16 protein-coding genes and 1 tRNA gene are annotated in these 20,160 nt (G+C 42.3%); 10 read left to right on the forward strand and 7 right to left on the reverse strand.

Annotation, left to right across the window (positions count from 1 at the left end; translation table 11 throughout):
• Both VHA01S_RS02120 and VHA01S_RS02125 read right to left on the reverse strand, forming a co-directional pair.
• Nucleotides 1–1,470: a sodium-dependent transporter gene (locus VHA01S_RS02120; protein ID WP_023402698.1), complete on the reverse strand. Its 1,470-nt coding sequence runs from the start codon at nucleotides 1,468–1,470 to the stop codon at nucleotides 1–3.
• 475 nt (nucleotides 1,471–1,945) lie between these two features.
• The gene (locus VHA01S_RS02125; RefSeq protein ID WP_023402699.1) at nucleotides 1,946–2,530 is read right to left on the reverse strand and encodes an outer membrane beta-barrel protein; all 585 of its coding nucleotides are present in this window, start codon (nucleotides 2,528–2,530) and stop codon (nucleotides 1,946–1,948) included.
• A gap of 230 nt (nucleotides 2,531–2,760) precedes the next feature.
• On the opposite strand from VHA01S_RS02125, the gene cydH reads away from it, so the two are divergent.
• The 3 genes from cydH to mlc all read left to right on the forward strand — a co-directional run bounded on the left by cydH (nucleotide 2,761) and on the right by mlc (nucleotide 5,334).
• Nucleotides 2,761–2,850: a cytochrome bd-I oxidase subunit CydH gene (gene cydH, locus VHA01S_RS18770; protein ID WP_119006009.1), complete on the forward strand. Its 90-nt coding sequence runs from the start codon at nucleotides 2,761–2,763 to the stop codon at nucleotides 2,848–2,850.
• Between the two features lie 17 nt (nucleotides 2,851–2,867).
• Nucleotides 2,868–4,022, forward strand: coding sequence for a patatin-like phospholipase family protein (locus tag VHA01S_RS02130; RefSeq protein ID WP_023402700.1), 1,155 nt, complete (start codon nucleotides 2,868–2,870; stop codon nucleotides 4,020–4,022).
• A 97-nt stretch (nucleotides 4,023–4,119) separates the two neighbouring features.
• Nucleotides 4,120–5,334: a sugar metabolism global transcriptional regulator Mlc gene (gene mlc / locus VHA01S_RS02135; protein WP_023402701.1), complete on the forward strand. Its 1,215-nt coding sequence runs from the start codon at nucleotides 4,120–4,122 to the stop codon at nucleotides 5,332–5,334.
• Nucleotides 5,335–5,443: 109 nt separating this feature from the next.
• Here mlc and metG read toward each other — a convergent pair whose 3' ends face one another.
• Entirely contained in the window at nucleotides 5,444–7,495 is a 2,052-nt protein-coding gene (gene metG / locus VHA01S_RS02140) for a methionine--tRNA ligase (protein ID WP_023402702.1), read from the reverse strand.
• Nucleotides 7,496–7,735: 240 nt separating this feature from the next.
• On the opposite strand from metG, the gene apbC reads away from it, so the two are divergent.
• The 4 genes from apbC (at nucleotide 7,736) to VHA01S_RS02160 (ending at nucleotide 12,824) form a co-directional block, all read left to right on the forward strand.
• A complete protein-coding gene (gene apbC, locus VHA01S_RS02145; RefSeq protein ID WP_023402703.1) occupies nucleotides 7,736–8,809 on the forward strand; it encodes an iron-sulfur cluster carrier protein ApbC in 1,074 nt (357 codons plus the stop codon).
• Nucleotides 8,810–8,952: 143 nt separating this feature from the next.
• Nucleotides 8,953–9,594, forward strand: a complete 642-nt coding sequence (gene udk / locus VHA01S_RS02150; RefSeq protein WP_023402704.1) for a uridine kinase — start codon at nucleotides 8,953–8,955, stop codon at nucleotides 9,592–9,594.
• A gap of 162 nt (nucleotides 9,595–9,756) precedes the next feature.
• Nucleotides 9,757–12,123: an AsmA family protein gene (locus tag VHA01S_RS02155; protein WP_023402705.1), complete on the forward strand. Its 2,367-nt coding sequence runs from the start codon at nucleotides 9,757–9,759 to the stop codon at nucleotides 12,121–12,123.
• Between the two features lie 11 nt (nucleotides 12,124–12,134).
• Nucleotides 12,135–12,824, forward strand: coding sequence for an aspartate/glutamate racemase family protein (locus VHA01S_RS02160; protein ID WP_023402706.1), 690 nt, complete (start codon nucleotides 12,135–12,137; stop codon nucleotides 12,822–12,824).
• A gap of 67 nt (nucleotides 12,825–12,891) precedes the next feature.
• On the opposite strand, the gene cobO is transcribed toward VHA01S_RS02160, so the two are convergent.
• Nucleotides 12,892–13,488 carry a cob(I)yrinic acid a,c-diamide adenosyltransferase gene (gene cobO / locus VHA01S_RS02165; RefSeq protein ID WP_023402707.1) on the reverse strand — a complete coding sequence of 199 codons (597 nt, stop codon included), beginning with the start codon at nucleotides 13,486–13,488 and terminating at the stop codon, nucleotides 12,892–12,894.
• A gap of 443 nt (nucleotides 13,489–13,931) precedes the next feature.
• On the opposite strand from cobO, the gene dcuC reads away from it, so the two are divergent.
• A complete protein-coding gene (gene dcuC / locus VHA01S_RS02170) occupies nucleotides 13,932–15,299 on the forward strand; it encodes an anaerobic C4-dicarboxylate transporter DcuC (RefSeq protein ID WP_023402708.1) in 1,368 nt (455 codons plus the stop codon).
• A gap of 60 nt (nucleotides 15,300–15,359) precedes the next feature.
• A complete protein-coding gene (locus tag VHA01S_RS02175) occupies nucleotides 15,360–16,484 on the forward strand; it encodes a M20 family metallopeptidase (protein WP_023402709.1) in 1,125 nt (374 codons plus the stop codon).
• Between the two features lie 85 nt (nucleotides 16,485–16,569).
• On the opposite strand, the gene VHA01S_RS02180 is transcribed toward VHA01S_RS02175, so the two are convergent.
• Complete coding sequence (locus VHA01S_RS02180) at nucleotides 16,570–17,667, reverse strand: alkene reductase (RefSeq protein WP_023402710.1); 1,098 nt, start codon at nucleotides 17,665–17,667, stop codon at nucleotides 16,570–16,572.
• Between the two features lie 143 nt (nucleotides 17,668–17,810).
• Nucleotides 17,811–18,398, reverse strand: coding sequence for a YhgN family NAAT transporter (locus VHA01S_RS02185; RefSeq protein WP_023402711.1), 588 nt, complete (start codon nucleotides 18,396–18,398; stop codon nucleotides 17,811–17,813).
• Nucleotides 18,399–18,655: 257 nt separating this feature from the next.
• Between VHA01S_RS02185 and VHA01S_RS02190 the strand changes: the two genes are divergently transcribed.
• Nucleotides 18,656–18,731, forward strand: a tRNA-Arg gene (locus VHA01S_RS02190).
• A 304-nt stretch (nucleotides 18,732–19,035) separates the two neighbouring features.
• Here VHA01S_RS02190 and VHA01S_RS02195 read toward each other — a convergent pair.
• On the reverse strand, nucleotides 19,036–20,028 hold the full coding sequence (locus VHA01S_RS02195; protein ID WP_023402712.1) for a polysaccharide lyase family 7 protein: 993 nt from the start codon (nucleotides 20,026–20,028) through the stop codon (nucleotides 19,036–19,038).
• Nucleotides 20,029–20,160: the final 132 nt, after the last annotated feature.

A 20,160-nucleotide genomic window follows, 5' to 3' on the forward strand; every position in this document is an offset into this window, starting at 1 on the left:
TTACGCTTCCTTTTTGCTTAATACGTTGATAGCAATACCGATTACCACAAGTAGAGCCAGTAGTCCCCAACCTAACATTAGAAGATCAGATTGTGCGTAACCGCCGTAGCCTTCTGTTAGTGTTGTTTTCAATGTATTGAAAAGAGTAATAGCAAGAATTGCTGGGCTTACTACTTTCAGACAAAGGTCATACCAAATGCCAATTTTGAAATCTGATACCGAGTTTACATAGTTACGAATAGTCGCCGCTTTAACAACCCATACAATAAGTAGTACTTCAATGAAGCAGCTTAGAACGATACCAATTTGGTTGGTAAAGTAATCGACTAAATCAAGCAGTAATAGACCGCCGTTGGTCGCAAATGCTAGAGAAACAAAAGCACCAATACCACACACTAAAGTTGCCGCTTTTTTACGACCCACTTTAAATTTATCAATGATGGCAGACGTTACCGCTTCAATGATTGAAATGTGAGAACTTAGACCGGCAATTGTTAGCGCAAGGAACAACAGTGGACCAAGGATGTATGGCGCTGGTAGTTCGTTAATTGCCGCTGGTAAGGTAACAAACGCAAGACCTACACCCGCTGAAACAACATCAGTCAGTTCTTTACCCTGTTGGTGTGCCATAAAGCCAAGTACAGAGAAGATCATGATACCCGCAAGGATTGAGAAACCACAGTTAATCAATACCGTCATGAAGGCGTTGTTGTTGATGTCTGATTTCTCAGGCAAGTAGCTTGAGTAAGCCAGCATGATGGCAAATCCGATACTTAGGGTAAAGAAGATCTGGCCGTATGCTGCTGCCCAAACTTTCATATCCATGATTTTGCTAAAGTCAGGTTCAAACAGGTAGTTCACACCGTTCAACGCACCTGGTAGGAAAACCATACGAACGATAAGCACAATCACCATGATAAACAGTACTGGCATCATGATTTTGGCTGCACGCTCAATACCAGACTTAACACCACCAACGATAGCGGCGTAAGTAATCGCCCAGGCTAGAAGCATAGTACCGGCAATTTTCCACTGGATAGAACCTAAGTTAGACGGTGAGTTGTCACCTAGATTTAGATACTGGCTAAAGAAAAATGCATTGGTGTCAGTGCCCCAACCTTGGTGGAATGACATACCTAGGTATGAAATAGACCAACCAATAACAGCCACGTAGTAAACCGCAATACATGCCGCAATACCGACTTGGAACCAACCTAACCACTCAAACTTAGGGTTAACGGCTTTTAGTGCTGCAGGTGCAGAACCACGGTATTTTTGACCTAATTTGAATTCCATAATCATAAATGGAATACCGGCTGTCAGCATGGCAAAAATGTAAGGGATAAAGAATGCGCCACCGCCGTTTTCATAAGCCATATATGGGAATCGCCATATATTGCCTAAACCGATTGCTGAGCCTACTGCGGCCAAAATAAATCCAGTACGGGAACCCCATTGTTCTCGTTTCATAACTACTCCTTGTAGTAATTGCATAAGAGCGGCTAGCTTAATTTTAGAGGCGAGAGTCTCTTTCTCTGCTTTTAGTGCTAGTTGTGAAGCAATAACCCTGTAACGGTACGTTAGGTTAGTGATTTGTTCCGGTTCTTATCTTTAAAAGTGGTTGATTGTGTTGTGTTTTTTGTTACTCAGAGTCTAAAAGTAGAAGATTATTCTGAGTGATAGGGGCAGATTACCGTGAGACATTCTGTCTGGCAAGATAAAATAAAGTTAAAATACTGCAATAAAGATCGCATTTTTACTGAAAATTACAGATTTTGTAAACTATAGTACTGGATATTACTGATAATTCATGTCATTTGTGCGGTTTTGAATGGATGGGCAGTTTATATAACTAAATGATATGTTAAGAGTGAAAAACCAGTAATCTTTCAGCTCTTAACATTTTGTGGTGATTATGTATGCTTTTCTGTGCATATATATGAATTTAGAAGCTGAAAGTAAAGCCTACGTTAGCTTGCAATTGATTCATCCAGTTGCCAGAAAATGCCACTTTACAATTACTGCCAGCAGCCGTCGAATCACAGAGCGTAATGGAGTCGCTATCTACTAGGGTTCCCATGTAACGCAATTGTCCTTGTAGTGCAAAGTAGTCTGTAATTTTGTATTCCACTCCACCATAGACACCCAGTGAGAATTTGTATTCAGTATTTGCGCCCTGAATATCAATTTGTGTACCACCCAAACTTAAACCAAGGTAAGAGTTCCAATTATCGGTTGGGTAGTAGACTGCACTTTGAAAATGCAAATAGCGTAAAGAGGTATCAACATCGAGATCTTCGATAGAAGAATGTTGCTCAGAATAAAGTAAACCTAATCGACCTTGATCGACATCCGTTTCAATCGCAAGGTTGTAATTGACGTTTCTTTCGATATCAAAGCTATCACCGCTATCAGAATCAAATGATCCTCCCATACCATAGCCAACCATCGGGGTGATATAGATGTCAGCTTGAGTAGCCGCAGAGTAGCTGCAGGCTAATACTAATAGGGATAGGGCTGTTTTATTCATGGTGTTGTCATCCTTGTCGATCAAGAGGCATCTAGTTCAGTCTGTTACTACTTCATAGAAGAGAAAATACGGCTTACCATTATTGTAGAGTAATTGTGACAGTAACTACATAATTCTGCACAGGTTTTTGTTAAGCCTTGAGAGTAGTATGTTACGGTGCTAATACTTAATATAGCGTCGGGAGTGTACTGCTAACGTGGGATAATTATCAACAAATAAAAAGGTGATGAATGAGTACAGAATTAAAATTTACCCTAGTAATAGTTTTAACTAGCCTTGCTTTGCTTATTGCCTATGGTTTAGTGGCAATATTTAGTTAATCGCACTTGGAAATTTAATGGATAATAGTGGATTTATTTGCAGTCACAATACGGCTTACAATCCTGAATTATTTACTCAATATATAGGAGGTAAAACTGCGCTAGTAGCACAGGGAGGAGGGCAGAGAGGGATATTTACCGCTGGCGTTCTCGATGCATTTTTATATTCAAATTTTGACCCCTTTGATGCTTTTTATGGTACTTCTGCCGGAGCGCTTAACCTTTGTGCTTACTTATGTCGGCAACCTACCTTAGGTAAGTCTTTTCTTTTGGATCTTACCACTGACGATCGTTTCTTTAATCTGTTTAGTTTCATTCGCCAAAAACACTATATCGGGCTTGATTGGGCGTTAAATCAAATCTGTTCGCCACCTTATAAACTTGATATTGATATGGGGAAAAAGGTACTGAGAGATAGAGGGGCGTTTGCCGCAGTCACACGCGCAGATACTTTTCATGATAATTATTTGCCTCTACTAGCGGAAGATTGGTTAGATGTGATTCGGGCGACCTGTGCAATCCCCAATTTAGTCTCAAGACCTATTTCATTATCGGGTAAAGAGTTTGTTGACGGAGGTGTTTCAGCCTCCATTCCAGTGCAAGAGGCGTGGCGTCGAGAGGCGAGAAATATCATAGTGATACGAACAGAGTTTCCTGAGTCGAGGGAAGCGAACAGCACTCAGAAGCCAGCGGATAAAGACGTTTGGTATAAAAGCCCAATCGATAATATTCAAAGCTTTTGGAGTGAGCAGATAGACAAAGGCAAAAAGAGCGTGGATGAGTTTATCGAAGAACGTCTTTTGCAAAGCCGAACCGATACCACTCATTCAAGTTTAGATTTACTTAATGGCGGACGTTGGTTATTTGGTGCAGATAGTGTGTATCGTTTATCGCACTTATTAGGTAATCGCTTAGATGCAGGCATAGCCGATATGTTGATGGTGCACTATCAAACTTATGCGTTGACACAAGAGTTTATCGCAGCGCCCCCCGAGGATTGTTTTGTCATGCAAATTGTCCCTGCAGAACCTCTGCACAGTTCGTCATTAATGAGCAGTCATGAAGCGTTACTTTTTGATTATCAACAGGGGTTAAATGCGGGTTATCGTTTTGTCGATGAGTATCAAAAAATATTAAGAATGAGAATTGCTACACAGCATTGCAATAATTGATTACAAATAAGTGAGGCACCTCACGACTACCATATACGGCGCTTCACATTTACTTCGACCTATAAAATAATAGAGTTTCTTGACTAGGGAGACTCGCATGTACACGGCACAACCAAGCCACATTGATCACATTAAACAGATAAACGCCGGTAAGGTGTACCAACTTATTGATCAATTTGGTCCTATCTCTCGAATCGATCTCTCTAAGCTTAGTGGTCTTGCTCCTGCGAGTATTACAAAAATTTCTCGTGAATTAATTGAAGCTCATTTAATTCATGAAACTGTGGTCCAAGAAGCAACCAGCCGTGGCCGCCCTGCTGTTGGCTTACAAACTAACAATGAAGGCTGGCAATTTCTGTCAATGAGACTGGGTCGTGGATACTTAACCATCGCGCTGCATGAGCTTGGTGGTGAAGTCATTTCTGAAAAATACATTGATATTGAAGAACGCAATCAAGACGCAATGCTAGCACGCCTTCTCAAAGAGATTTATCAATTCTTTGAAGAAAAATCCGATATATTGGAACGCATCACCAGCTTAGCGATAACGTTACCGGGCCTAGTACACTCGGAAAGTGGCTTAGTATTGCAGATGCCGCATTATGATGTGAAGTATTTAGAATTGGGCCCTGCTATTTATAAGGCGACAGGTCTACCAGTATTTATTGCCAATGACACGCGCGCTTGGGCATTAGCTGAAAAGCTATTTGGCAACTCTCAGCAAAACAAAAACTCAGTGCTTATCTCAGTACATAACGGTATTGGCGCGGGCATCATCTTAGAAGATAAAGTATTGCAAGGTCGTTTGGGTAATGTGGGTGAATTAGGTCATTTACAGGTCGAACCCGATGGGCATCTTTGTCATTGCGGAAATCGTGGCTGTTTAGAAACAGTGGCAAGCTCGCACGCACTATTATGTCAAGTGACCGAAGCTATCGAAGCGGGTGAAGAGACTTGTTTGAAACTTGAAACATTATCGGTCATTAATATTTGTATGGCCGCCAACCATGGCGATCCTTTGGCGTTGGATATAGTGAAAAAGCTAGGGCAACGTTTAGGCTATGCGGTATCACTGGTGGTGAATATGTTTAACCCAGAGAAGGTATTGATTGGCGGTGACATTAATGTTGCGAAAGGCATTATCATCCCTGAGATTGAGCGCAGTGTAGAAACTCAAACTTTGCCTATTTACCGTCAAGACTTGGAGATTGCGCCAAGTCGCTTTATCAAAAATGCCACCATGCCAGGTGCGGCTTTGATTAAGCAAGCCTTATATGACGGCATATTGCTGATGAAGTTGATTGAAGGCTGAACGCTAAATACTGCAATGACAGTAAGTGATATAAAAATCGATTAAAAATAAAAATACCGGCTAATTTTTTTAGCCGGTATTTTTTTGATAGTGCAATAACGGTAATCCGTTACATTACGCGCATGCCAGGTTGTGCACCTTCGTGTGGCTCAAGGATCCAAAGATCTTTTCCACCAGGGCCAGCCGCTAGCACCATACCTTCTGACATACCAAACTTCATTTTACGAGGTTTAAGGTTGGCAACCATTACAGTATGTTTGCCAATCAGGTCTTCAGGGTTATAAGCGGATTTAATGCCGGCAAATACCTGACGAGTTTCGCCGCCTAAGTCCAATACCAGTCTTAGTAGCTTGTTCGCTTTTGGTACAGACTCACATTCAACGATCTTCGCAATACGCAAATCGACTTTTGCAAAATCATCAAATTCGATTTCGTCAGCGATAGGCTCTTTGCTTAGTTCTGTTTGTGTTTTCGCTTGCTCTGCTTTTTCTTTGGCGGCTACTTCAGCTGCTGCGTCTTCTTTTGAGGCTTCTATCATAGCGTCCACTTTTTTCGGGTCGATACGATTAAATAGCGCTTTAAACTTAGTGATCTCGTGACCCGTTAATGGTGCTACAACGCCATCCCAAGTCAGTTCTTGGTTTAAGAAGGCTTCGGTGCGCGCCGCTAATTCAGGCATCACTGGTTTCAAGTAAGTCATCAGTACGCGGAACAAGTTAATGCCAACCGAACAAATGTCTTGCAGTGCTTGATCTTGACCTTCTTGTTTCGCAACAACCCAAGGGGCTTTTTCATCAACGTATTGGTTTGCTTTATCGGCAAGAGCGGTGATTTCACGAATCGCGCGGCTAAATTCACGAGTTTCGTAAAGCTCAGCAATACGATCGGCGGCATCAGCAAACTCTTTATATAGAGCAGGCTCAGCAAATTCTGTAGACAGTTGACCGGCAAAGCGCTTAGTAATGAAACCTGCGTTACGAGAGGCAAGGTTCACAATTTTGTTTACGACGTCAGAGTTTACGCGCTGAGTGAAGTCTTCAAGGTTTAAATCAAGATCATCAATACGGCTGTTGAGCTTCGCGGCGTAATAGTAGCGCAGACATTCTGGGTCTAAGTGATTTAGGTAAGTACTGGCTTTGATGAACGTGCCTTTCGATTTAGACATTTTCGCGCCATTAACAGTGACATAGCCGTGTACAAAAATGTTGTTAGGCTTACGGTAACCCGCACCTTCAAGCATTGCAGGCCAAAATAGGCTGTGGAAATAAACAATGTCTTTACCGATGAAGTGATAAAGCTCAGTGGTGCTGTCTTTTTTCCAGTATTCATCAAAATCAAGGTCGTCGCGTTTGCCACATAGGTTTTTGAACGACGCCATATAACCTACAGGTGCGTCTAGCCAAACGTAGAAGAATTTGTTTTTCTCGCCAGGGATTTCAAAACCAAAGTAAGGAGCATCGCGAGAGATATCCCATTGTTGCAGGCCAGATTCAAACCATTCTTGCATCTTGTTGGCGGTTTCACTTTGCAGTGAACCAGAGCGAGTCCACTCTTTTAACATGCTTTCAAGCTGAGGCAAGTCAAAGAAGAAGTGCTCAGAATCTTTCATTACCGGAGTTGCGCCAGAAACCGCAGATTTAGGGTTAATAAGCTCAGTTGGGCTGTACGTTTCTCCACAGTTATCGCAGTTATCACCGTATTGGTCTTCTGATTTACATTTAGGGCAAGTGCCTTTTACAAAGCGATCCGGTAAGAACATTTCTTTTTCAGGATCAAACAGCTGAGAAATAGTGCGGCTAGAGATAAAGCCATTTTTTTTCAGCTCTAAGTAGATGCTGGAAGCCAGTTCGCGGTTCTCTTCACTGTGAGTGCTGTGATAGTTATCAAAGCTAATGTCAAAACCGGCAAAATCTTTCTGATGTTCTTCACTCACACCAGCAATCATTTCTTCTGGTGTAATTCCCATCTGCTGAGATTTAAGCATGATTGGCGTACCGTGGGCATCATCAGCACAAACAAAGTTTACTGTGTTACCGCGTAGGCGTTGGTAACGCACCCAGATATCAGCTTGGATGTGCTCTAGCATATGACCGAGATGGATAGAACCATTGGCATAGGGTAGTGCACAAGTGACGAGCATTTTTCTTAATTCAGTAGTCATACTTAACTTTTCGCAGATAGGATAAATTTCTAACCGCTAATATTACCGTAAGCTAGCGTTAACGAAAAGGATCTCGCCGATAAATCGTTTCCAGTTTATAGCGGAAGCTTGGAATGAGCCCCTTTTGCGCCAGTTTTAAGGCATTTCTTGAACTTTATTTGTCGTCATCGAGCAATAACTTGTTAAATGGTACTCGTAATCAAGCTAATATGTATGCATATATGTAGAAAGGACGTATTGATGAAGAACAACATACAGACACTTCACGCTTGGTTAAATCAGTTTCAACATCCACTTTTGGCCAGCGAATGGGCTGCAACTCAAGGTGTGGTGACGGTAGGTAATGCAGAAAAAACCATTGATGTAGAGATCCCTTTTTTAGTGGATTCGTTAACCAAAGCCGTAGGGCATTGGATTTCCGAGCACGATGCGCCGCAAGGCTGGGAAGAGTTTACTTTTTACGTCTCGGCAAGAGTTCGTCCTTTACAAAGTAAAATACCAAGCACCTTAACCTCTATTAAAAATATTATTGCCGTGACATCGGCAAAAGGCGGGGTGGGTAAATCGACCACGACGGCAAATTTGGCATTAGCCATTGCTAAAGAAGGCGCAACGGTTGGGGTATTGGATGCTGATGTGTATGGCCCTTCTATTCCGTTGATGTTTGGCACTAAAGGACAGTCTTTAGAAGTGGTTGATAATAAATGGATGAAGCCGCTACAAGCGCATGGCGTATATACCCAGTCCATCGGTTACCTGATTTCCAGCGATGATGCGGCTGTATGGCGTGGCCCTATGGCGTCAAAAGCATTGATGCAACTGTTAAAAGAAACCCAATGGCCTGAATTGGATTACTTGATCATTGATATGCCACCGGGTACGGGAGATCTACAACTGACGTTATCGCAAGATATTCCATTAACGAGCGCTTTGGTGGTCACAACTCCGCAAGACTTGGCATTGGCCGATGCTATTAAAGGCATTGCTATGTTTGAGAAAGCCGATGTGGGCGTGCTGGGCATTATCGAAAACATGAGCTATCACATTTGTAGAAACTGTGGCTCGCATGAAGATATCTTTGGCAGTGGCGGGGCGGTGAAATTGGCCGCAGATAAAGGCATTTCAGTATTAGCGCAACTGCCTTTGCATGCCAACATCCGCCGTGATATTGATTTGGGCACTCCGTCAGTGGTGAATGCCGATTCTTCTGAACAAGCACAAGCGTATTTTGACTTAGCCGAGCAAGTTGTCAGCCGACTGTTTTGGCATGGAAAGCCACAAGCTGAGCGAATTAGTTTTGTTGAAGTAAAATAATTGTGGTTATCCTGTGCGATATTTGATGCATATTGCGCAAAATATATTCAACCTTTAGGGATTGTGAGCTTATTTCTGGTATCGAAGTTTATCAATCCCTATAATTTACTTAGTTTAATATCTGTTTTTATTAGGATCAGTGAATGTCTGAAAATAATCAATGTGTCATCATCGGTATCGCAGGTGCATCCGCATCGGGTAAGAGCCTGATTGCAAGTACTATATATAACGAACTGCGCGCCAAGGTTGGTCCAGATCAAATCGGTGTTATCACGGAAGACAGATACTATAAAGATCAAAGTCATTTGAGCATGGAAGAGCGTGTAAAAACCAACTATGACCATCCTCAGGCGTTAGATCATGATTTACTGTGTGAGCATTTAAGTCAGCTTGCGCAAGGCAACGCAGTGGAAGTACCAGAGTACAGTTACACTGAGCATACTCGTACTAGCACCACTAAAACGATGAACCCGAAAAAGGTCATCATTTTAGAAGGTATTTTATTGCTTACCGATCAGCGATTGCGCGATTTGATGCACGCCAGTGTCTTTATGGATACGCCGTTAGATATTTGTCTACTGCGCCGCGTGAAGCGTGATGTAGAAGAGCGCGGACGTACAATGGACTCTGTGCTTGCTCAATACCAAAAAACAGTACGCCCTATGTTTTTGCAATTTATTGAACCCTCTAAGCAGTATGCGGACATTATTGTCCCTCGCGGTGGTAAAAACCGAATTGCCATTGACGTATTAAAAGCGCATATTGCTAAATTACTGAAATCTTAGTAGTTTAGTTGTTAGCTGTTAGGTTTAAAAAATTATTATGGCTGCCTACATACAAGCGCCAAATTATGGTTAAGAATTAAATGGCACAGGCGTGCCATTTTTTGTGTTTAGCGTTTACGCAGTGGACAATGCTTAAAAAAATCAGGTTACAGGGAAGAGAAGATGAAGAAGTTTTCACTATTTATTATCACGCCCATTATTTTGGTTGTGTTAGCGGTCATAGCATTATTGGTGTTTGTCGACCCAAATCAGTTTAAACCTATGCTTGTTGACCAAGCCAAGAAACAAACCAACCTCGATTTGGTGATTGAAGGAGACATAGGTTGGCAATTTTTTCCTTCTATTGGCTTCTCTCTAGGCAAAACAACACTAAGCAACCCTGAAGGCTTTAGTTCGCAAAACATGGTTAAGGTTGACGAAGTAGGGCTAGATATTTCGGTTCTTCCTTTACTTAGCAAAGAGTTGCAAGTGGGGAATGTGACATTAAGTGGGGCGCACATCTATATCGAAACTCTCGCCGATGGTAGCAGCAACTTAGATGCTCTAACGGCAAGCTCCAACTCTGTTGAACCATCTCCTGAATCGACTCCCTCTCAAGACACTGTCACTGAAAACTCTTCACAACAAACACCTTCTAATCAAACAGCCGACAATACTGCAAACTCTTGGGCTATCTCGGTGAAAGGCGTCAATATTAAAGACGCGCTTCTTGAAATTAAAGACCAACGAAGCAACCTCTACACCAAGCTCGAAAATGTGAACCTGAAAGTGGCAAGCTTTAAGTTTGGGCAATGGACGCCAATTAGCTTTAGTTTTTCAGGGGTAAATAACCAACAGCAATTCTCAGTATCGGGTAAAGCCAATGCCAAAACGGATGCGGATTTTGTTGATTACCAAGTCAAAGATATTGAGGTTAACGGGAATTTCTCGCAACCTGATTTAAACGTGGCCAGTTTCAAGCTCAACGTGGATCAATTTAAACTCGATACTTGGTCTGATATTTCACTACTGGCCGAAGGTCAAGCAGCGGGTAATGAATTTGATATCACCAGCACCACCAAAGCACTGCTACAAAGCGACTTATCTACTTTTGCCATTAAGAGTTTTGCACTCGGCACGCCATTAAAAGGCAAAGATCTAAATTTAGCATCGATTAAGGTAGGTGTGTCCTCATTTAGATTAGGTGAGGTTGGCGCTTTCCAAGTGGCTGTTAAAGGACGTGCATCGGATTTAGACGCCAATTTAATGGTGATGGGGAACCTGCTGGTTGATAAAAATATTGGAAAAGTCAACGTAGATACATTGACAGTAAAAGGCAAAGTCGCCGGTGATGCACTACCTCAAAACCCAATTTTAGTGGCTATTGAATCGGATGTTGAATTTGATCTGATTAAAAATAAATTGTCTCTATTATGGCAAAAACTGGCGTTTAACCAATTGCAATTTGACGGTACTACCAGTGTTGAGCTGACCGCTATCCCTAAGGTGCGCTTTAAATTGCACAGCCCTGAGATTAATGTGGACGAGTGGACGGGTTCGGCAACAGATGATACGGCTGAGAGTAAAACAGCAGTAGCTTCATCATCTGCATCACAAAACGAGGCAGTAACGGATGCCAGTGAACCTGATCTGTCGGTATTAAAAACGTTAGACGTTGCCGGTAGTATCAAAATTGATAAGCTCCAAGCTAGCAATGCCAAACTGCAAAATGCTTTTGCTGATATTGCTATTAAAGAAGGCATCCTTAATTTACGCTCGCTAAAAGCGAATCTTTATCAAGGCAGTATTCAAGCTAAAGCGGTAGTGAATGCCAAGCAAGCGGTAGCCAGTTACGATATAGATGCGGCGGTTAAAAACGTCAAGGTAGGCCCATTGCTGGTGGATGTGGCAGATAATAATACCTTAGAAGGAACGGGTAATATTAATCTTGACCTTAATGGCAAAAGTTTAATTCCAGATGAGTTGAAAAAACACTTAGTGGGTACAGTGAAAGTGAAGTTTGCCGATGGTGCGATTAACGGTATTAACGTTGCACAAATCATCCGTACTAACTACGCAAAATTCAAAGGCGAAAAAGTACCGCCTGAAACTGAACCTAAAAAAACTGATTTTAGTTCAATGGACGCATCGGTGAAATTAAATAAAGGCGTCGCGACATTATCAAATGTAGCCGTAGCATCGCCATTATTGCGTATTAAGGCTACGGGTAATGCTAACTACCTAAGCGAAACTATGGACATCTTATCCAAAACTTCTATTGTCGGTTCATTAGAAGGGCAAGGTGGTGGCAGTATTGATGATCTTGCTGATGTGACGATTCCTTTGCGTCTGCAAGGCAGTTGGACCGATCCTAAAGTGAGCTTAGATTTAGCCGCGTTGCAAAAACAAGAATTGGAACGCAATAAGAAAAAACTGGAAGAGAAAGCGAAGAAAGAAGCTGAACGTGGTTTGAAAAAACTGTTTGGTGACAATGCTGATAACAATGAAACCAAGAAAATGGCAGATTCACTGCTGAAAAAATTATTCTAGGTGAGGCAAGCATGAGAACGTTAGGATTAATTGGTGGGATGAGTTGGGAGTCAACTCAAACCTACTACCAACGGCTTAACACTCAGGTAAAACAGCGTTTGGGTGGGCTCAACTCAGCCAAGTTGGTGTTGTTTAGTGTCAACTTTGCGCAAATAGAAGAATTGCAACGTCAAGGTGACTGGGATGCAGCGGCTAAGATACTGTCGCGAGCGGCGCTTTCTTTACAAGCTGCCGGGGCTGAGGCGATTGTCATTTGCACGAATACCATGCACAAAGTTGCTCCAGAGATAGAGCAGGTAGTCTCTATTCCAGTGCTACATATTGCTGATGCGACGGCTAAAGAGCTGCAAAGTCATCATATTCAGCAAGTGGCTTTGCTTGGTACGGCTTTTACCATGGAGCAAGATTTCTATAAACAGAGATTGATTGAGCAAGGCATTTCGGTATCCATACCTACACAGAGCCAACGAGCCGATGTGCACCGCATTATTTATGATGAATTATGCCAAGGTAAAATTTTGCCAGAGTCTCGACATGCCTTTGTCGATATTATTGCAGATTTAAAGGCTAAAGGTGCGCAAGGGGTGATTTTAGGGTGTACTGAAATTGGGTTATTGATCAATAGCGATGATACCGATGTTCCTTTATTTGATACGACGATAATTCATGCTCAATCGGCAGTTGATTGGGCGTTGTCCTAGAGATCTTACTCAAGCCAATACAAAAACAGAGGCTGCTCTTTAGCGGCCTCTATTTATATTTAGCGTCCTACCAATCAACACCTTTACGTGCTTTTATCCCAGATTCAAAAGCGTGTTTTACATTACGCACTTCTGACACGGTATCGGCAAGTTCAATAATCGAGCGATGTGCGGCGCGTCCGGTGACGATAACCGATTGGTGGCTCGGTCTTTCTTTAAATGCTGTGAGTACTTCTTCAAGGTCGATATAGTCATAGGTGACCATATAGGTCAGTTCGTCTAATAGAACCACATCTAGGCTAGGGTCTTGCAGCATCTTTTTGCATTCTTGCCAAACTTCTTGCGCTGCAATAGTGTCAGCTTGTTTATTTTGAGTTTCCCAAGTAAAGCCTGTAGCCATAACGTGGAAAGCCACTCCAAGCTTCTCTAGAAGGTTACGCTCACCATTGTCCCAAGTTCCCTTGATAAACTGCGCCACGCCACATTTAAAACCGTGACCCACAGCGCGCGCAACAGTGCCAAACCCTGAGGTTGATTTGCCTTTGCCATTCCCTGTAATGACCAGTAATAGTCCTTTTTCTTCTACCGCACTGGCGATTTTCTCATCCACTTTTTGTTTGAGCTTCTGTTGACGCTGCTGATGACGATCCTGTTCTTGAGTCATTGCCGTTCCCTTTATATCCCTGACAGAAGACTATGATAAACACAGTTTGCCTAAGACAGAAAGGATTGATTGCGTATCATCATTCATTTTACTGTACAAATAATAAACGGATTGAATCGTTAGCTGCTATGAAACTAATCTCTCTTAGTATTTAAAGCGAGACGCTTTAAATACTAACTGTCCCTTTTCATATCATAAGTATAAAGTTATTAAATCGTGATTGTTTTGAAGGGTGAATATTGATTAATTGTTTGTTAATGGTTTTGTTTGAGTTGCGTTTTCTGGGTATTTACTTATGCAAAACTAGAAACTAATCACGAACGTAACAAAATGTAATCTTATTCTGCATAAATGTGTCTAAGATTGATTTGAATCCCTATAAAAATAATCAAGCTCTGGTAATTTAATCGGCATAATTTCCATATTATATAGGGTTTACTAATATGCTAGAGCTCCTTATTGGGCTAATAATTACCATCATTGTTGGTTATTTTATCATCAAAGGTTATCGTGCAGCTGGGGTATTGCTCACTGCAGGGATATGCTTACTCTTACTTACTGGTTTCTTAGGGCACACAGTATTACCGGCTAAAGTCGCATCAACCGGAAATACATTTACTGATGCTCTTGAGTTCGTGAAATATATGCTTCAGTACCGTGGCGGCGGCTTAGGCTTACAAATTATGTTGTTATGTGGTTTTGCTTCTTACATGACTCATATTGGCGCCAACAATGTGGTAGTGAAACAATTTTCCAAACCTCTTTCAGTCATCAAATCACCTTATATTTTGTTGGTTGCCGCTTATATTGTGGCCTGTTTAATGTCGTTGGCAGTGAGCTCAGCAACAGGACTGGGCGTGCTATTAATGGCAACGCTATTTCCTATGATGACAGCAATGGGGATTTCACGCCCTGCGGCTGTAGCCGTGTGTGCTTCTCCTGCCGCTATTATCTTGTCGCCAACTTCAGGTGATGTGGTTGTGGCTGCCGCTAAATCGAACATGCCTTTAGATGTGTTTGCCTTTAACACGGTATTACCAGTTTCGTTTTGCGCCATTATCGTTATGGCAGCTGCGGCATTCTTCTGGAATAAATATCTGGATAAAAAAGAAAATACGCCAATGGAAAAAGTCGATCTTTCAGAAATGAAAGTAGATGCTCCAGCGTTTTATGCGTTATTGCCGTTCTTGCCTATCTTTGGCGTGTTTATATTTAACGGCCGCACTATCCCTGGCTTAACCCTTGATATTTACACTATCGTGGTATTGTCTATCTTCATTGGCGCTTTGGTTCACTACGTGACTAAACGCTTTGATGGCAAACAAGCTCTGGAAGATCTTGAATCATGTTATGCGGGTATGGCAGATGCATTCAAAGGCGTGGTTATGCTTTTGGTCGCGGCGGGCGTATTTGCGCAAGGCTTAATGTCTATCGGCGCTATTGACCACCTTATTCACCTAGCCGACCACGCAGGTGCCGGCGCAATTGCGTTGATGCTATTGCTTACTGGTCTAACTGTTGCGGCGGCTATCGCAACGGGTTCTGGTAACGCGCCTTTCTATGCGTTTGTTGAACTTGCACCAGCGTTAGCAGCAAAAATGGGCGTAAACCCTGCGTTTCTTATCATCCCAATGTTGCAAGCGTCTAACCTAGGTCGCACAATTTCACCAGTTTCTGGCGTTATCGTAGCCACTTCTGGTATGGGTAAAATCAGTCCGTTTGAAGTGGTAAAACGGACCAGTGTGCCTGTTTTATGTGGCTTAGCGACGGTGATTATCGGCACGATTTACCTAGTTCCAATGACGCTTTAATAAGCAAACTGAGTCATTAACAAAAGCTCTCATTCTGTGAGAGCTTTTTTGAGGTGTAACATGACAACTTCTGTAAATATAGAAACCTATATCGAGCAATTATCTAGCTTGGTGAACATTGATTGTGGCAGTCATAATCCGCAAGGCATCGCTAAGGTTGCTGATGTTTTAACGCCAATGTTTGAAAGCATTGGCTTTCATGTACAAAGACATACCGTACATAAAGATGCTGGTCCGTGCTTAGAAATTACCAATAAACCGAATGCACAGCATTATGACGTCATGCTGTGTGGACACATGGATACGGTCTTTCCTGATGGCACAGTCGCGAAGCGTCCTTTAACTCGTGATGATGAAAAGATTTATGGGCCGGGTGTGACGGACATGAAGTCAGGCATTTTGAGTGCATGGTACGCATTGCAGATGATGTCTGATGAGCAAAAACAAAAGCTTGCCATTGTGGTTGCATTGAACAGTGATGAGGAAATTGGTTCACGTTATTCGCGTTCTTGGGTGGAATCGTTAGCGGTTAAAAGCACTCGTGTATTAGTGTGTGAAGCTTCTCGCGCCAATGGCAACTTGATTCGTTCTCGTAAAGGGAATGCTAAGTACGAGTTGACCTTTAATGGTGTGGCTTCGCATGCCGGTTCTGCACTACAAGATGGCGTGTCGGCGATTTATGAACTCAGTCATTGGTCATTGGCGATTAAAGATATGGTCAATCTTGAGACAGGCACTACCATGAACGTTGGCACTATCAAAGGTGGTATTGCGGTAAATGTGGTGCCTGACTTTGCACAAGCCATTGTGGATTTGCGTTTTTGGAACAACGAAGAAGCGCAAGCGATTCATCATAAGCTAGAGCAAATGGCGCAATCGCCGTTTGAAGCGGGCGCTAGCGTAGAAGTGAAACGTCTAGGCTTTAAGCCGGCGATGATTCCAACCGAAGCTACGGAAGCGTTGATTGCTTTGGTTAGCGCTGAGGCCGATAAACTAGACCTAGTGTATGCGTGGGAAAATGCCGGCGGTGGATCAGACGGTAACTTTACCGCAAATATGGGCATCCCTACATTAGACGGTTTTGGGCCATCAGGCGCAGGGCTTCACTCTGATAAAGAATATCTATTGATCGACACCATTGTGCCACGTCTGCAATTATTGGTGAATGTGCTCAATCAGCTTTAACTACGTTTAAACTGCTAGCTAATAAAACAGCCTCTTACACTGTGCAAGTGTAAGAGGCTGTTGTGTTTTTATCGCGTTAAGGACGTTACTCGCTAAGAGTCCGGTAGTCCGTTAAGCCTTTCTCATCGCCGCCAAACAGGGTATTTGGATCGTGCTGAGCCCACTGCGCGCCAGCTTTGATACGTTGTGGAAGATCAGGGTTAGCAATAAATGGTCGACCAAAGCCAATCATATCGGCTAGACCTTCTTCAATGGCTGCGTCACCACTTTCTGCTTTGTAACGGCCCGCGTAAATTAAAGTATTTTTAAATGCTTTACGCAGCGCAATTTTAAATTCTTTCGGCGTGTCAGGAGCATCATCCCAATCCACTTCAGCAATATGTAGATAAGTAATATTGTGCGAGTCGAGCAGTTTTGCCGCTTCGGTATAAGTGTGCTCAGGGTTCGCATCTACAGTGCCGTTTAGAGTTGTTAGCGGTGCAAGACGTACACCAACGCGCTCTGCGCCAACAGCATCTACAAGAGTTGCGACTACTTCATCCAGAAAACGTAGACGATTTTCAAGGCTGCCACCGTATTCATCCGTGCGGTTATTGGATTCTGAATCGATGAACTGATTGATAAGGTAGCCATTTGCTGCGTGCAATTCAACGCCATCAAAGCCGGCTTCAAGTGCGTTTAACGCCGCTTGATGAAACTCTTTAACGACAGCTTTAATGTCGCTGGTGGTCATTTCACGAGGTTCAACTACATCGACAAAGCCCGGTTCGTCTGTACCGTTGTCGATAAATACTTTGACGTTTTCCGCTTTGATGGCAGAAGAAGAAACAGGTTGCTCGCCACCGATGTTGTCAGGGTGAGTAACACGACCTACATGCCAAAGCTGAGCGAACATAGCGCCGCCTTGTGCATGCACTGCATCCGTTACTTTTTTCCAGCCAGCGATTTGCTCAGGGCTGTAGATACCCGGCGTCCAAGCGTAGCCTTTGCCCATAGGTGAGATTTGCGTACCTTCAGAGATAATAAGACCTGCTTGCGCTCGCTGAGCGTAATAGGTTGCCATCATATCGTTTGCTACATCGCCCGGTTGTGAGGCTCTAGAGCGAGTCATAGGAGGCATAACAATGCGATTTTTTAGGGAGAGATTGCCAAGCTTGATCGGTTGGAATAGTGCTGAACTCATAGGAAACCCTTAACGGTATCTGGAAACTGAGTTCAGACTATCAGCCCTGCCTATTACGATAAAGTACAAAACAAACAAAATAGTTTTACGTGTTTGACAATAATCGTTAGTAGACAGGGGGTAGGTGACTATAAAGCGAATATTTAACCTAAATAGCTTTCGATGCCATTTAAGAACATTTGTACCGCAATCATAAGCAGTAACATACCCATTAAACGTTCTACCGCTTGCAAGCCTTTCTCGCCCACAATACGTTCAAACAGTTCAGAGAACATAAGAATAACCGCAGAAGCTAACCAAGCCGCAACCAAAGCTAATGACCAATCAAACATACGAGTTGGGTCTTTATGGGCCAGTAAGATTAAAGTCGCAATAATAGAAGGGCCGGCCATTAAAGGAATAGCCAAAGGCACGATAAGCGGCTCTTCGCCTGCACCTAAACTCGCGCCAAGTCCACCTTCTGGTGGGAAGATCATTTTCAAACTGATTAAAAATAAAATGATAGCCCCAGAAATAGACACCGCTTCTTTATTTAAACTTAAGAAGGTCAAAATATTGTCACCTGCAAACAGGAACAACAGCATGACCAATAAAGCAATGACCAACTCACGAATTAAAACAATGCGACGTCGTTTTTTATCAACGTGTTTTAATAAAGAGCTAAAAATAGGCAAGTTACCCATAGGGTCCATGATAAGAAAAAGCATGACCGCAGCAGATATAGTATCCATTCGATGTCCTGAAAAGTTAGGTGAACCCATGAGAGGTCGTGATTATGAAACAGGAAGTCACTCTCTGTACAGCACAATCAGTGACTATTTATCAATATGTCATCTAATTCTTGAAATTGAGTGAATATTGAAAATCAGGTATCTAATGAAATGAGATATTGAATAGACCGTTTTATGTATACTTCGCACAAAAATAAGCCAACTGGTTTACTAAAAGATTGTCGCTAACAACAAGCTATGATAAAAAGACTGCCCGCGTCCCCTTAGTTCAGCTGGATAGAACAAGGACCTCCTAAGTCTTAGACACAGGTTCGAATCCTGTAGGGGACGCCACTTCATATATATTTATCTTAAAATTCAATAACTTAGCTTTGGTCCGCTTTTTTTGGGGTGCTTCTGGGGTGCCTTTTTCGTTTCTTTTACGCTTTAGTCCTATTTTAGCCGTTTACTGTTGCGCCTAGTCTTTATGGTTTAGTTTGCCACTGAGTAATTAAAAGTATTATTTACTTTATGCGGGTGAGGGAATGGGTAAAGAAGGGACGGTTAAATCTTAGTATATGAAAATGTATGCTCTGTCCAATTATGGTCACTACAATTGAGTAATAACGGGGCAGAGCATACATTGGCGAAGCATTTATTATTGTTCTAAGTCCAGTTTATAAAAACTCGCTTTCGCATAATCGCCTGCAGCTATACCATTATTTTTACAACCAACAGGACCCACATTACATTGGTTATATACGCCGGCTTTGAAATGCAATACAGATTGCGCATAACCTTCGTCATAAGTGTTGCCAAGGTAGTGGCCTTTCGCAATATTCATGACAAATGTTTTCTTAATCGGTTTGGCTGAATCTAGATTTTTAGTAAACACTAAGTGCATTTCTTCACCCACTACATCAATGCTATAAGCAAATTTCTCGCCTAGTTTAATACCATCAATTGGCGCGGGTTGACCGTAACGAATTTTTGATTTGCCGAACACATCATGCGATATATCAAGACGTTTTGATTTATTTACACCAGTAGCATTGTTCTCGTAATTCCAATAAACCGAACCGTACTCTTGATCCGGTAATTTACGATAGAAAATTTTCAGTGGTTCGTTATCTTTTGAATGAATCTGACCAATTACTACACTAAATGAATCGTTGTTACGGTGGTCGCCACTGGTACTTACGTGGTCAACCGAAAGAACGGCACTTAGTTTTCCGCCCACTGCGCCATAGTTTTGTGCATTGTCATGGCTAGAAAGAACAAAGTTGGCACTAGGTTTAAATTCGTTAATGCCTTCGGTTGGATCTAGCATGGCATGTAATTCAGAGCGTGCGTTTTTTGAATTAGGCGTCGTCATTGCTTTGTTTGGCGCAACAAAAACCATAGCACCAGTTTTCTGGTCCGTATAAAACCAATCTGATTGCGTATAGCCTTTATTTAGCTGCTGCACAGAGACTTCCATCACCTGACCTTGACGCTCAGGTTTAGTATCTTCCATAGGAACGTTCAACATCCATTTTGATAAATCAAAATTTTCTGATGGTGGCTTGTGTGGATTTAACGCCGCTGATGCCAATGCTGAGCAAGATAAGCCAAGAATGAGAGTAAGTGCTTTTAATTTACAGTTGAACATTATGATCCCTCTAAGTTGTAATATTTTAATACAATAAAATAATACAAAATAAAGAAACGATGCCTTTGTCACAGTTTAAGCAAGGTATTGAAATTGATGGGTATTTTTAATTGTGAGTGTGCTATGCGCTAA

This window comes from Vibrio halioticoli NBRC 102217, from assembly GCF_000496695.1.
GTDB lineage: Bacteria > Pseudomonadota > Gammaproteobacteria > Enterobacterales > Vibrionaceae > Vibrio > Vibrio halioticoli.